The 13,467-nt window shown below is 62.0% G+C and carries 16 protein-coding genes; 13 read left to right on the forward strand and 3 right to left on the reverse strand.

The window, feature by feature from the left end; all coding sequences use genetic code 11:
* Window position 1: 1 nt before the first annotated feature.
* Window positions 2-583: an NYN domain-containing protein gene (locus tag FJ428_RS03545; protein ID WP_140494612.1), complete on the reverse strand. Its 582-nt coding sequence runs from the start codon at window positions 581-583 to the stop codon at window positions 2-4.
* A gap of 332 nt (window positions 584-915) precedes the next feature.
* On the opposite strand from FJ428_RS03545, the gene rpoZ reads away from it, so the two are divergent.
* From rpoZ to FJ428_RS03565, 4 genes are all read left to right on the forward strand, one after another.
* The gene (gene rpoZ / locus FJ428_RS03550) at window positions 916-1,317 is read left to right on the forward strand and encodes a DNA-directed RNA polymerase subunit omega (protein ID WP_140494610.1); all 402 of its coding nucleotides are present in this window, start codon (window positions 916-918) and stop codon (window positions 1,315-1,317) included.
* Window positions 1,318-1,445: 128 nt separating this feature from the next.
* Window positions 1,446-3,674, forward strand: coding sequence for a bifunctional (p)ppGpp synthetase/guanosine-3',5'-bis(diphosphate) 3'-pyrophosphohydrolase (locus tag FJ428_RS03555; RefSeq protein WP_140517800.1), 2,229 nt, complete (start codon window positions 1,446-1,448; stop codon window positions 3,672-3,674).
* A 28-nt stretch (window positions 3,675-3,702) separates the two neighbouring features.
* Window positions 3,703-4,281, forward strand: a complete 579-nt coding sequence (pyrE, locus tag FJ428_RS03560) for an orotate phosphoribosyltransferase (RefSeq protein WP_140517801.1) — start codon at window positions 3,703-3,705, stop codon at window positions 4,279-4,281.
* A gap of 10 nt (window positions 4,282-4,291) precedes the next feature.
* The gene (locus FJ428_RS03565; RefSeq protein WP_140559458.1) at window positions 4,292-4,672 is read left to right on the forward strand and encodes a VOC family protein; all 381 of its coding nucleotides are present in this window, start codon (window positions 4,292-4,294) and stop codon (window positions 4,670-4,672) included.
* A gap of 6 nt (window positions 4,673-4,678) precedes the next feature.
* Here the strand turns inward: FJ428_RS03565 and FJ428_RS03570 are convergent, their stop codons facing one another.
* Window positions 4,679-5,200 (reverse strand): GNAT family N-acetyltransferase, encoded by a 522-nt coding sequence (locus FJ428_RS03570; protein ID WP_140559459.1) that lies wholly within the window; start codon window positions 5,198-5,200, stop codon window positions 4,679-4,681.
* 216 nt (window positions 5,201-5,416) lie between these two features.
* Here FJ428_RS03570 and FJ428_RS03575 point away from each other — a divergent pair, with 216 nt between their 5' ends.
* From FJ428_RS03575 to FJ428_RS03615, 9 genes are all read left to right on the forward strand, one after another.
* Window positions 5,417-6,016 carry a DUF2062 domain-containing protein gene (locus tag FJ428_RS03575; protein WP_140559460.1) on the forward strand — a complete coding sequence of 200 codons (600 nt, stop codon included), beginning with the start codon at window positions 5,417-5,419 and terminating at the stop codon, window positions 6,014-6,016.
* The gene (acpS, locus tag FJ428_RS03580; RefSeq protein ID WP_140494597.1) at window positions 6,013-6,426 is read left to right on the forward strand and encodes a holo-ACP synthase; all 414 of its coding nucleotides are present in this window, start codon (window positions 6,013-6,015) and stop codon (window positions 6,424-6,426) included. Before FJ428_RS03575 ends, acpS begins: the two co-directional genes overlap by 4 nt.
* A gap of 77 nt (window positions 6,427-6,503) precedes the next feature.
* Window positions 6,504-7,253, forward strand: a complete 750-nt coding sequence (gene lepB, locus FJ428_RS03585) for a signal peptidase I (protein WP_140494595.1) — start codon at window positions 6,504-6,506, stop codon at window positions 7,251-7,253.
* Between the two features lie 4 nt (window positions 7,254-7,257).
* Window positions 7,258-7,983 carry a ribonuclease III gene (rnc, locus tag FJ428_RS03590; RefSeq protein WP_140494593.1) on the forward strand — a complete coding sequence of 242 codons (726 nt, stop codon included), beginning with the start codon at window positions 7,258-7,260 and terminating at the stop codon, window positions 7,981-7,983.
* A complete protein-coding gene (era, locus tag FJ428_RS03595; protein ID WP_140494591.1) occupies window positions 7,980-8,912 on the forward strand; it encodes a GTPase Era in 933 nt (310 codons plus the stop codon). The genes rnc and era overlap by 4 nt, the downstream gene beginning before the upstream one ends.
* Window positions 8,913-8,917: 5 nt before the next feature.
* The gene (locus tag FJ428_RS03600) at window positions 8,918-9,808 is read left to right on the forward strand and encodes an aminoglycoside phosphotransferase family protein (protein ID WP_140686400.1); all 891 of its coding nucleotides are present in this window, start codon (window positions 8,918-8,920) and stop codon (window positions 9,806-9,808) included.
* Between the two features lie 581 nt (window positions 9,809-10,389).
* Window positions 10,390-11,526 (forward strand): porin, encoded by a 1,137-nt coding sequence (locus FJ428_RS03605; protein WP_140517808.1) that lies wholly within the window; start codon window positions 10,390-10,392, stop codon window positions 11,524-11,526.
* Window positions 11,527-11,656: 130 nt separating this feature from the next.
* Complete coding sequence (gene recO / locus FJ428_RS03610) at window positions 11,657-12,427, forward strand: DNA repair protein RecO (protein WP_140686399.1); 771 nt, start codon at window positions 11,657-11,659, stop codon at window positions 12,425-12,427.
* Window positions 12,424-12,942 carry a PaaI family thioesterase gene (locus FJ428_RS03615; RefSeq protein WP_140555803.1) on the forward strand — a complete coding sequence of 173 codons (519 nt, stop codon included), beginning with the start codon at window positions 12,424-12,426 and terminating at the stop codon, window positions 12,940-12,942. The genes recO and FJ428_RS03615 overlap by 4 nt, the downstream gene beginning before the upstream one ends.
* A 45-nt stretch (window positions 12,943-12,987) precedes the next feature.
* Here the strand turns inward: FJ428_RS03615 and FJ428_RS03620 are convergent, their stop codons facing one another.
* Complete coding sequence (locus tag FJ428_RS03620; RefSeq protein ID WP_140686398.1) at window positions 12,988-13,452, reverse strand: NUDIX domain-containing protein; 465 nt, start codon at window positions 13,450-13,452, stop codon at window positions 12,988-12,990.
* Between the last annotated feature and the right edge of the window lie 15 nt (window positions 13,453-13,467).

Consider the following 13,467-nt stretch of genomic DNA (forward strand, 5'->3'; position numbering starts at 1 on the left):
CTCAGTACTCGTCCTCTTCCGTCTCGGCCGGTTCGGGTCGGCGCACCGGCCTTTCGGAGGGATCGCGGCCCACCTCGTTCTTCAACGTCATCAGGTCGATGAAATGGTCGGCCTGGCGACGCAGATCGTCGGAGATCATCGGCGGCTGCGAGGCCATGGTCGAGACGATCGACACCTTGCGCCCGCGCCGTTGCAGCGCCTCGACCAGCGTGCGGAAATCGCCGTCCCCGGAGAAGATGACATAGTGGTCGACGACATCGGCCAGTTCCAGCGCATCGACGGTCAATTCGATGTCCATGTTGCCCTTGATCTTGCGGCGGCCGGTCGAGTCGGTGAATTCCTTGGCCGGCTTGGTGACGACCTTGAAGCCGTTATAGTCGAGCCAGTCGATCAGCGGCCGGATCGAGGAATATTCCTGATCTTCGACCAGGGCGGTGTAATAGTAGGCGCGCAGCAGGTAACCGCGTTTCTGGAAGCTCGACAGGAGCTTGCGATAATCGATGTCGAAACCGAGCGCGCGCGACGTGGCGTAGAGATTGGCGCCGTCGATGAACAGGGCGATCTTTTCACGGGGGTCGAACATGGAAAAATTCCTTTTCGAAATAAGCGGCCGTCAAAACGAAATGCGACTATCAGTAGGGTTCGCAATAAACCGGCTGACCTTACGCTTTTCGAAATAACGCCAGTTTTGTGGCAATCCAAGGGTGCGTTGCCGCACTGCAAGCAATTGTGATCGCCGGCTTGGTACCGGGCGCACCGGAGCTCGACTGAAACCGGTTTTGGGGGAAATCCGACAAAGCAATGACAGATCCTGCGTTCTCCGGCCCGGCATTCCATAATGCTTGTATTTCGGCGGCGTTCGGGTTATTGACCGCGCCTGTTTTCCATTAAATCCAGGCATGAAAGGGGCAATCCATGGCCCGCGTAACCGTTGAAGATTGCATCGACAAGGTCGACAACCGCTTCGAGCTGGTGCTTCTGGCCGGCCACCGTGCTCGTCAGATCAGCCAAGGCGCGCAGATCACCGTCCCGCGCGACAATGACAAGAACCCGGTCATCGCACTGCGCGAGATCGCCGACGAGACGTTGTCGCCCGACGACCTCAAGGAAGACCTGATCCATTCGCTGCAGAAGCATGTCGAGGTCGACGAGCCCGAAGCCGATGGCGAGGCGATCGCCGATCAGACCGGCGCAGCCGTCACGGCCGCCGATACCGATGATGCGGAGGACAACATCGCCTTCGATCGCATGACCGAGGAAGACCTGCTGGCCGGCATCGAAGGCCTGGTGCCGCCGGAAAAGAGCGACGACTACTAAGACTGCTTTGCGGAGGCGCCTGGAACAATCTTCCGGCACTTCCGTCCCGGCAGTTTCGTGGCTATCTATGACATGCGCCGTGCAGCTGTGCGGCGCATGATTCGTTTCATCGCCGAGAGATTCCGCCCATGATGCGTCAGTATGAGCTTGTCGAGCGCGTCCAGCGCTACAAGCCTGACGTCAACGAGGCGTTGCTCAACAAGGCCTATGTCTATGCCATGCAGAAGCATGGCCACCAGAAGCGCGCTTCCGGCGACCCCTATTTCTCGCATCCGCTCGAAGTCGCCGCCATCCTCACCGAAATGCACATGGACGAGGCGACGATCGCCGTCGCCCTGCTGCATGACACGATCGAGGACACCACGGCGACCAGGGCCGAGATCGACGAACTGTTCGGGCCCGAGATGGGCAAGCTGGTCGAGGGTCTGACCAAGCTGAAGAAGCTCGACCTCGTCTCCAAGAAGGCCGAGCAGGCCGAGAACCTGCGCAAGCTTCTGCTGGCGATCTCGGAAGATGTGCGCGTGCTTCTGGTCAAGCTCGCGGACCGCTTGCACAATATGCGCACCCTCGACCATGTGCCGGAAGCCAAGCGCCTGCGCATCGCCGAGGAGACGATGGATATCTATGCGCCGCTGGCCGGGCGCATGGGCATGCAGGGCATGCGCGAGGAACTGGAGGAGATCGCCTTCCGCTACATCAATCCGGAAGCCTATCGCGCCGTCACCGCCAGGCTCGCCGAGATTTTCGAGCGCAACAAGGGTGTGCTGTCGGAGATCGAGAAAGCGCTGTCGGCTCTGTTCGAGAAACACGCGATCAATGCAGGCGTCAAAAGCCGGCAGAAGAAGCCGTGGTCGGTGTTCCGCAAGATGGAGGCCAAGGCGCTCTCCTTCGAGCAATTGTCCGACATTTTCGGCTTTCGCGTCGTCGTCGACAATGTCGAGGACTGCTATCGCGCGCTTGGCGCCATCCACACCGCCTGGTCGATGGTGCCCGGCCGTTTCAAGGACTACATCTCAACACCGAAGCAGAACGACTACCGCTCGATCCACACCACAATCGTCGGGCCGTCGCGTCAGCGCGTCGAGCTTCAGATCCGCACCCGCGAGATGAACAAGATCGCCGAATATGGCGTCGCCGCCCATTCGATCTACAAGGATACCGGCGGCAAGGCGAACGGCACGGCCCATTCGATCTCGAAGGAAACCAATGCCTATGCCTGGCTGAGGCGCACGATCGAACAACTCGCCGAGGGCGACAATCCCGAGGATTTTCTCGAGAACACCAAGCTGGAACTGTTCCAGGATCAGGTGTTCTGCTTCACCCCCAAGGGCATGCTGATCGCGCTGCCGAAAGGTGCCACGCCGATCGACTTCGCCTATGCGGTTCACACCGATGTCGGCGACACCTGCGTCGGCGCCAAGGTCAACGGCCGCATCATGCCGCTGATGACGGAGCTGAAGAATGGCGACGAGGTGGAGATCATCCGCTCCAAGGCGCAGGTGCCGCCGGCCGCGTGGGAATCCGTCGTCGTCACCGGCAAGGCGCGCGCCGCCATTCGCCGCGCCACCAAGAACGCCATCCGCAAGCAGTATTCGGGTCTCGGCGCGCGCATTCTCGAACGGGCTTTCGAGCGGGCCGGCAAGAATTTCACCAAGGAAAACCTGAAGCCCGTCCTGCACCGGCTGGCGCGCAAGGACATCGAGGACGTGCTGGCGTCCGTCGGCCGCGGCGAATTGGCGTCCACCGACGTCATGAAAGCCGTCTTCCCCGATTACAAGGACGAGCGCGTCACGCCGGCGGCGCCCAAGCAGCGCGAGGAAGGCTGGTCGAAGATTCGCAACGCCGCCGGCATGCTGTTCCAGATCCCGGGCCGTGCCGCGCGCAAGGACAAGGACCAGCCGCGCGACGGCGCGGTGCCGATCCGTGGCGTGCGCGGCGACCTGCCGGTGCGTTTCGCGCCGGAAGGGGCGGTGCCTGGCGACCGCATTGTCGGAATCGTACAGCCGGGCACCGGCATCACCATCTATCCGATCCAGTCGCCGGCGCTGCAGGCTTTCGACGACCAGCCCGAGCGCTGGATTGACGTGCGCTGGGACATCGACGAGCGCACCAAGGAACGCTTTCCCGCTCGTGTTTCCGTCACCGCCATCAATGCACCGGGATCGCTCGCCGACATCGCTCAGGTCGTTGCCTCGAACGATGCCAACATCCATACGCTGTCAATGGTGCGCACCGCGCCCGATTTCACCGAAATGCTGATCGATCTCGAAGTCTGGGATCTGAAGCATCTCAACCGGCTGCTGTCGCAGCTCAAGGACAATTCGAGCGTTAGCGATGCACGGCGTGTCAATGGCTAACGTGACTGATCTACATGGGGATAGACGGATGAATACGGACGAAGTGCTGGATATTTTTCGCCAGGCTGGTGCTGTCCTGGAGGGGCATTTCATTCTGACGTCGGGTCTGCGCAGCCCGGTCTTCCTGCAGAAGGCGCGCGTGTTCATGCATGCCGATAAGACCGAGCGGCTGTGCAAGGCGCTGGCCGAAAAGATCCGCGCCGCCGTGCCGGGCAAAATCGACTATGTCGTCGGCCCGGCCATCGGCGGGCTGATCCCGGCCTACGAGACTTCGCGCCATCTTGGCGTGCCGGCGATCTGGGTCGAGCGGGAAGGGGGCGAGTTCCGGCTGCGCCGCTTCGAGATCGCGCGCGGCGCGCGTGTCGTCATTGTCGAGGACATCGTCACCACTGGATTGTCTATCCGCGAGACCATCGACTGCCTGCGCGAACTTGGCGCCGAGGTCACGGCGGCGGCCTGCATCATCGACCGCTCCGCCGGCAAGACCGATGTCGGCGTGCCGCTGATCGCCCTCGCCGAGTACGAGGTGCCGGCCTATCCGGCCGATCGGCTGCCGCCGGAACTCGCCGCCATACCGGCGATCAAGCCGGGCAGTCGCAATATCTGAGAGGGGCGGGATGATCATCAGTATCGATCATTTCGTGCTGACGGTGGCCTCACTCGAGGCGACCTGCGCCTTTTACCAGCGCGTTCTGGGCTTTAAGCGCATCGATACGCCGGGCCTGCCGACAGCCCTGGCTTTCGGCAACCAAAAGATCAATGTCCACGAGGTCGGCCGCACCTTCGAGCCGAAGGCGAAGTCGCCGACGCCCGGAGCCGGTGATTTCTGCCTGATCACCGATCGGCCGCTCGGCGAACTCCTCGCCAGTCTCGAAGCCGATCGTGTGGCGGTGGAACTTGGACCAGTAGAGCGGATCGGCGCACGCGGCCGCATGATGTCTGTCTATTTCCGCGATCCCGACGACAATCTGATCGAGGTCAGTGAATATCTGGAATAGCCGCCGTTAAATCCGCGCGAGATCGAGCAGCATTGCGCAGCGCCGGCTCACCGGCATGCCGTGCGCGGCTTCCTGTCTCAGCCACCCGGCGAGCCGCGCATCGATCTGCGCATCCTCCAGGACGCGGAATCCGAACTTTCGGTAGAACGGCACGTTCCAAGCAACATCGCGAAATGTCGTCAGCGTGATCGTTGCAAGGCCGCGCCGCCTGGACTCCTCGATGACGGTCTCCAGCAGGGCTCGGCCGATGCCCGAGCCTTGCCACTCAAAACGAACGTCGAATTCCAGGATATGCAATGCATCGTCCTCAACGCTGGCGCTCAAGAAGGCGATGGCGCGGTCGCGCTTGTCCGTGGCGACCCAGCATGTGCCCTCCGTGGTCAGCGCGCGGTGCCGCTCGACGCTCATATTGCCGTCTTCGGCGATCCAGGCGAGGTCCGGTATGGAACGAAACGCCAGCCCGGCGGATTGCTCGATATCGGGCAACTCTTTCGCCTCGTCGTCGCGCGCTGGTCGAATGGTGGCCATGCCGGCCGTCCTTCTTTTCCTCAGTTTCGCCTCAATGGCGATCTTGTTACCCCCTGCGGCAGACCATCGCGGCAGCGTTTCGTTGTTCCGAAGGCAGCCTGTCGCTATATCAAAGTCGTTGTTGCCTTTCTGCGCCCCGGAAGCGCAAGATAAGTTGCTGTGACCTGGCTTGGGTGGCAGGACGGCGGGTATTGGTAGATCAGGAATTGGAATAGAGTGCTTTTTCGACGCCGCGAGCCTGATGGCCTCTTGGAGCGGGTGCGTACCTATCTATGGCCGCGCCGGTCGTTTTCGCGCTCGCTGCAGTACTTCTCCAAGCGCATCCTGCGGCTGAAGGCCACGCCGCATGCGGTGGCGGCCGGCGTCGCCGCTGGCGTCTTTGCTTCGTTCTTTCCGGTGGGTTTCCATTTCGCCATTGCCGCGGTGCTGTGCTGGCTCATAGCCGGCAATCTGGTGGCGGCCGCACTTGGCGCCGTATTCTTCGGCAATCCACTGACGTTCCCGCTGCTGTGGGGCGCCTCCTGGGAGACCGGCAAGCTGATCCTGCACAACCGCCTGCCGGCGCACGGCCCGCCCGCGCATCTGGGCGAGATGCTGCACAACCTTTCCTTCGCGCAATTGTGGGCCCCGGTGCTGAAGCCGATGCTGATCGGTGCGATACCGCTTGGACTGGCGTTTGGGCTTCTGTTCTACGCCATCACGCGCTGGGGCATGAACGCCTTTCGCGAGCAGCGGCGTAAACGGCTGGCAGAGCGCGCGGCCCGCCATGAGCAGTCGTCTCACCCAAACGCAAGCATCGGTTCCACCGCGCGATGATCATCGGCATCGGCAGCGATCTGATCGATATCAGACGCATTGAAAAGTCCTTGGAGCGCCATGGCCAGCGCTTTATCCAGAGAATCTACACCGAGGTCGAGCAAGCCCGCTCCGAAAACCGTCGGGCGCGGGCGGCCTCCTACGCCAAGCGCTTCGCAGCCAAAGAGGCCTGCGCCAAGGCACTGGGCACCGGCCTGGCGCAGGGCGTGTTCTGGCGCGACATGGGTGTCGTCAATCTTCCGAGCGGCGCGCCCACCATGGCACTGACCGGTGGCGCCGAGGCGCGGCTGAACGCGATTCTGCCAAAGGGCCATCGGGCGATGATCCATCTCACCATCACGGATGATTTTCCGCTTGCTCAAGCCTTTGTGATCATCGAAGCGTTGCCCGTCGAACAAGCGCCACATTGATTGCATCTGACCACCGGCATGACGTTGCCCAGCGCGCGCCGAGACTCTATACCATCCAACGCACAATCGAGGACGACATGAGCGTGGCTGAAAAACCCCAGAAGAAATCCGGCGGGCTTGGCGAAACCGTCAGCGTCATCGTCCAGGCGCTCTTGCTTGCCTTGGTCATTCGCACGCTCTTGTTCCAACCCTTTTCCATCCCGTCGGGTTCGATGCGGCCGACGCTGCTCGAGGGCGACTATCTCTTCGTCACCAAATGGTCCTACGGCTATTCCCGTTATTCGCTGCCCTTCGGCCCGGACATCTTCTCGGGCCGCATCTGGGGCTCCGAGCCGAAGCGCGGCGATGTGGCTGTGTTCAAGTTCCCGCCAGACCCGTCCGTCGACTATATCAAACGTGTGGTGGGCCTGCCTGGCGACAAGATCCAGGTGAAGGACGGCCAGCTGTTCATCAACGGCGTCGGCGTGCCGCGCGTGAAGACCGGACAGATCGACAATCCCGACATCACCGAAAAGGATTATCCGATCGACGTCTATCGTGAGACGCTGCCCAACGGCGTCAGCTACGACACGCTGGATCTGTCGCCGAACTCGATCGGCGACAACACGCGCGAGTTCGATGTTCCGCCCGGTCACTATTTCATGATGGGCGACAACAGGGACAACTCCGCCGACAGCCGATTCTCCGTCGGCTACGTTCCGGCCGAAAACCTGGTTGGCCGGGCCAACCTTGTTTTTTTCTCGATCGCCGGCAAGGCGAGCCCGCTCGAAATCTGGAAGTGGCCGTCGCTTATGCGTGCTTCGCGCCTCTTCCACTTCGTTAATTAGGGTCATGGCGGCGACAAGACGGCTGACCGCCGACGCGCTCGCCGAAGCGCTGGTGGAGCGCACGGGCCATGCCTTTGCCGACCGCCGGCGCCTGCAGCGTGCCTTGACCCATGCCAGCGCCCGCGGCGCCAATGCCGGCACCGACTATGAGCGCTTTGAGTTCCTGGGCGACCGGGTTCTCGGCCTCGTGGTGGCCGATATGCTGCTGGCCGCGTTTCCCGATGCGGCGGAAGGCGAATTGTCGCTGCGGTTCAACGCGCTGGTCAATGCCGAGGCGCTGTCGGAGATCGCCGAACATATTGGTCTGCCGGAGCTGATCCGCGCCGGATCCGACGTTCAAGGGCTCGAGGGACGCAAGCGCGTCAATCTGCGCGCCGACGCGCTGGAATCACTGATCGCCGTGCTCTACCTCGACGGAGGGCTGGAAGCGGCGCGCGCTTTCATCCACAAATATTGGCAGCCGCGCTCGCAGGCGTCGGGTGCCGGCCGACGCGACGCCAAGACCGAGTTGCAGGAATGGGCGCATCAGGCGGCAAGCGCCGTGCCCGTCTACCGCATCGATAGCCGCGAGGGGCCGGATCACGATCCGCTGTTCACCGTCAGTGTCATGGTTGGTGGGTTCCAGCCGGCTGTCGGCAGCGGCCGCTCCAAACGCGAGGCCGAGCAGGCCGCCGCCGCCGCCCTTCTGATTCGTGAAGGTGTCTGGATCGATCAGGGAGACGCGGCATGACAGCCACGGAAGACACGGTTCCGGCCGCGCCTGCGGCCGTTACGCATTCCGGCTTCGTAGCGCTGATCGGTGCGCCCAATGCCGGCAAGTCGACGCTGGTCAACCAGCTTGTCGGCGCCAAGGTGTCAATCGTCACCCACAAGGTGCAGACGACGCGTGCCATCGTCAGAGGCATCGCCACGCACGACAACGCGCAGATCGTCTTCGTCGATACGCCGGGCATCTTCAAGCCAAAGCGGCGTCTCGACACGGCAATGGTGACGACAGCCTGGGGCGGCGCCAAGGATGCCGATATCGTGCTGCTCCTGATCGATGCCGAGCGTGGCATTAGAGGTGATGCCGACGCCATTCTCGAACGCCTGAAGGATGTGCGCCAGCCGATGGCGCTGATCCTCAACAAGGTCGACCGCGTCAAGCCGGAGGCCTTGTTGGCGCTGGCGGCAGCAGCGAACGAAAGAGTGCCGTTCAAGCGCACCTTCATGGTTTCGGCGCTGACCGGCTCTGGCTGCAAGGACCTTCTCGATTACCTTGCCGAGGCGCTCCCGGTGGGGCCCTGGTATTATCCGGAAGACCAGATCTCCGATCTGCCGATGCGCCAGCTCGCCGCCGAGATCACTCGCGAGAAGCTCTATCTCAGGCTGCATCAGGAACTGCCCTATTCCTCGCACATCGAAACCGAGAAATGGGAAGAGAAGAAGGACGGCTCGGTGCGCATCGAGCAGGTCATCTATGTCGAACGCGACAGCCAGAAGAAGATCGTGCTCGGCCACAAGGGCGAGACCATCCGCGCCATCGGCCAGGCGGCGCGTATGGAAATCGCCGGCATCCTCGAGCAAAAGGTGCATCTGTTCCTGTTCGTCAAGGTGCGCGAGAACTGGGGCGACGATCCCGAGCGCTACCGCGAGATGGGGCTCGAGTTTCCGCACTAGGATGGATGGATAGCAAGTCGAACATCGACGCAGCTTTGGTCAGCCGGTTGATCGCGGCGCAATTTCCTCGCTGGAGGGATCTTGCGGTTCGGCCGATTGAACCTGGCGGATGGGACAACAGAAGCTTTCGTCTCGGCGACGAGATGACCGTTCGGTTGCCCAGTGCCGCCGCCTATTCCCTGCAAGTGGAGAAGGAACATCGCTGGCTGCCGAGGCTGGCGCCGCTGTTGCCGCTGCCCATCCCTATACCGCTGGCGATGGGAGCCCCGGCCGAGGGCTATCCGTGGCATTGGTCCGTCTACAGATGGATCGAAGGTGAGACTGCAAAGCGGGAGCGTATCGCCAACCTGTCGGAATTCGCGGCGGACCTGGCCGGCTTTCTGGTTGCGCTCAAGCGGATCGACCCGGCTGGCGGACCGGGGCCGGGCCAACACAATTTCTTTCGCGGCGGGCCGCTGAACGTCTATGACGGGGAGACGAGACAAGCGATCGCGGCGCTCGACACCCGTATCAACGCCGGCGCGGCAAGCGCTGTCTGGGAAACGGCTCTTGCCGCCCCTTGGCAAGGCCCGCCCGTCTGGTTCCACGGCGATGTCAGCTGGGGCAATCTTCTGGTTGAACACGGCAGGCTAAGCGCGGTGATCGACTTCGGCACCTCCGGCGTCGGCGATCCCTCATGCGATCTGGCGATTGCCTGGACGTTGTTCGAGGGGCAAAGCCGTGAAGTGTTCCGCGCTGGCCTCGGCGTCGACGACGCGACCTGGGCGCGCGGCCGCGGCTGGGCACTGTGGAAGGCGCTGATCACCGCCGCCGGCGAGATAGACGTCAACTCGGCCGAGATCGAACAATCCTGGCGCGTGATCGACGCGGTGTTGGCCGACCACAAGCGCCGGTAATAATGACTCAAACCGTTGGCTGGTGGCTATCGACCAGGGACGCCGAGGTTCCGTTGGGTCGACTTCTCAGTTGGCCAGCGCGGATTCTTGCAGACGAGTCCGCCGACGTCGGATTGATCTTCCCATCATGGCCTGTGGTCCGTCCCGGCGTGCCCGTGACCCGCTGAAAAGACTCCTTCGAGGGGATCGGCTTCGGTTTCACGTGGCTGGGGAATGGCTAGGTAGAAACGACCATGGAAGTGGATTTATTTAAGCGAAATTTCTCAAACAATCGGTATCCGTGGAATATCATCATAAAATTTGAGCATACAGGGAATTATTACGGAAATATGACAATGTTCCACTTGTGCGGTTCCGTAATTTGAAGTGAATTCTCCAGTGATATTTCTGCAACACGGATTTAATCTATGTCATCAATCCCGAATGTTTGTGGAATTGTCATTGAAGGCGGAAGATTGATGGGTATGTTCGCCGCGAAAAGGGGACGCGGTGCGGGCCTTTTTCGTTGTGGTGAGGCGGGAAAATATATCCGCCAACCAAAATCCGAAGCCATTTTTAACTTTGACTGGAGAGGTCAGAAAATGAACATCAAGAGCCTTCTTCTCGGCTCAGCCGCGGCACTGATCGCGGTCTCCGGCGCTCGCGCCGCCGACGCTGTCGTCGTCGCCGAGCCGGAACCCGCTGAATACGTCAGGATCTGCGACGTCTACGGCGCCGGCTACTTCTATATCCCCGGCACCGAGACCTGCCTGCGCATCGGCGGCTATCTCCGCTATGACATAGGCGTCGGGGACAGCGGCACGCTGGATGGCGTCAACAACGTTGCCGATCACATGGACGGCGATAGCCACGACACCTACTACAAGAACATGCGCTTCGCGCTGAAGACCTGGACCGGCCAGGAAACCGAGCTCGGTACGTTGAAGACCTACACCGAGACTCGCTTTCAATTTGGCAACAGCAGCGGCGACTATGAGACTGGCGGCACTGGCTGGCAGGCCGGCAACAAGGCGACGACCCTCAACTTCGCCTGGATTCAGCTCGGCGGCCTGCGCGTCGGTAAGGATGAAACGGCATACGATTCGTTTATCGGCTATGCCGGCAACGTCATCCAGGACACGATCATCCCGTACGGTATCAAGGATACCAACGTCGTGCAGTACTATTTCGACGCTGGCAGCGGCTTCTCGGCCGTGGTCTCGCTCGAAGAAGGTACCGGCGTCAACACGATCGACAGCTATGTTCCGCATGTCGTCGGCGGCTTGAAGTACAAGGGCGACTGGGGTGCGGTCACCGGCGTCGTCGCCTATGACAGCAATTACGAGGAAGTGGCCGGCAAGGTTCGCTTGGACGTCAATGTCGGCAAAGAATTGACGCTGTTCGTCATGGGCGGCTACGGCACCAACGACAACATCAACGACTTCGGCACGGGCCGCACCCAATATAAGCCGTGGGGCGGAAACTGGGCGATCTGGGGTGGCGGCACCTACAAGTTCAACGACAAGACCTCGTTCAACGCCCAGATCTCCTATGACGACTGGAAGAACCTCGGCGTCGCTGCCAACGTCGCATACACGATTGTGCCCGGTTACACGATCACGGCTGAAGTCGATTACCTCAATGCAGGAAAATTCGACGACGCCGACTTCAACAACTGGACCAAGGCCGACAAGAAGAGCAGCGTCGGCGGCATCCTCCGCTTCCAGCGCTCGTTCTAACGGATCGACTGACCCCACCAGACCGCCCGCAGCTATGCTGCGGGCGGCTTTTTATGCACCCTTGCGAGAGCCAGCCCAGGCACCAAGCCCGTACCTTGATTTCGCCACCCGATCGGTGAATGCTCCAGGCATGGAATGGCGCGACGAGGGAATCATTCTCGGCACCCGCAAGCATGGCGAAACCAGCGCCATCCTCGAGGTGATGACGCGTGCGCATGGCCGCCATCTCGGCCTCGTGCGTGGCGGGCGCTCGCGCAAGCAGCAGCCTGTTCTCCAGGCCGGCAACCGTGTCGACCTGCTTTGGCGGGCGCGCCTTGATGAGCACCTCGGCACGTTCCAGGCCGAAGCGATCGAGATGAATGCGGCCAGGTTGATGGAGAGTGCGGTCTCCGTGTATGGCCTGCAGACCATGGCCGCGCATCTGCGCCTGTTGCCCGAGCGCGACGCCCATGGCGGCCTCTACGAGGCGCTGTCGGTGATGATCGTGCATCTCGATGACGTCGATGCGGCCGGCGAACTGGTGGCCCGTTTCGAGCTCCTGATCCTCGACGAACTGGGTTTCGGTCTCGATCTCAGCCAGTGCGCCGCGACCGGCACGCGGCAGGATCTTGCCTATGTCTCGCCGAAATCGGGCCGAGCGGTGTCGCGGGAAGCCGGCGCGCCTTGGCGCGACAAGATGCTGGCGCTGCCGGCCTTCCTGCGTGGCTCCGGCCTGCGCGCCGATCCGGCGGCGATCCAGGATGCCTTCCGGCTCACCGGATTCTTCTTCACCCGTCACGTCTACGAGCCGCGCGGCATCGAGCAGCCGGACGCGCGCTCCGGCTTCCTCGCCGCGCTGCGCAAGCACCACACGACAAAAGGCCTGTCGGGAGAAACCGCCGCGAGAGAAATCATCACATGAGCGAAGTGGAACTTTATCCAGGCCGGGTCTCGCCGCTCGGCCTCGGCACCATTCCGCATGCCGACATGCTTGCCTACACCGGCCTGGAACTTTTGCAGCGCATCATCGATGGCAAATATCCGGCGCCGCCGATTTCCTTCCAGCTCAGCTTCGCGCTGACCGAAGTCTCGGAAGGCCGTGCCGTGTTTCGGGGTGTGCCGAACGAGCGCCACCTGAACCCGTTGGGGGGCGTGCATGGCGGCTGGGCGGCGACACTGCTCGATTCGGCGCTTGCCTGCGCCGTGCAGACGCTGCTCGCAAAAGGCGAGGCCTATACGACGGCGGAATTCAAGGTGAACCTGACGCGGCCGATCACGCCCAGGACCGGAGAGGTGGTCTGTGAGGGCAAGGTCATTCACAAGGGCCGCACGCTGGCCGTTTCGGAAGCGACGCTGAAGGACGCCGGCGGCAAGCTGCTGGCTTTCGGCACCGAGACATGCTCGATCTTCCCGGCCTCCAATCTGGCGGCACGATAGGAATCGTCCTAAGGCGCACTGGGCGAGCGGTGATAACAGCGGATGTTATCCGGCATTTTGCCGTTCCACGAAATCGTCCAGGATCGCGCGCTGGCCTTTGAGTATCTTGAGACCGGCCTCCAACTCTGAAAACCAACCGGCCCGGTCCACTTCGGGAAATGCCTTCATGGATCCCGACCGTGGTGGCCACTCCATGGTGAACATGTTGCTTTTGATGGCATCGGTGTCGACGTCGGCCTCGACGCTCCACGCACTCACGATCTTGCCGCCAGGCTGCCGATAACTGCCGACAGGCTGGAAGTCGCCGCTGATGGCGACGCCGAGTTCTTCTTCCGCCTCACGTTGGGCGGCTTTCAACTCGTCCTCGCCTTCGTCGACGAGCCCTTTGGGGATAGACCATGCCCCCTCGTCTTTTCTTGCCCAGAACGGTCCACCCGGATGGACGAGCAGGAACTGGAGGGCCCCGGCGTTTCGCCGGTAGATCAGCAGTCCTGCGCTTCGTTGCGGCATACGTATTCCCATGAC

The sequence above is a fragment of the Mesorhizobium sp. B2-8-1 genome (genome assembly GCF_006440955.1).
Classification (GTDB): domain Bacteria; phylum Pseudomonadota; class Alphaproteobacteria; order Rhizobiales; family Rhizobiaceae; genus Mesorhizobium.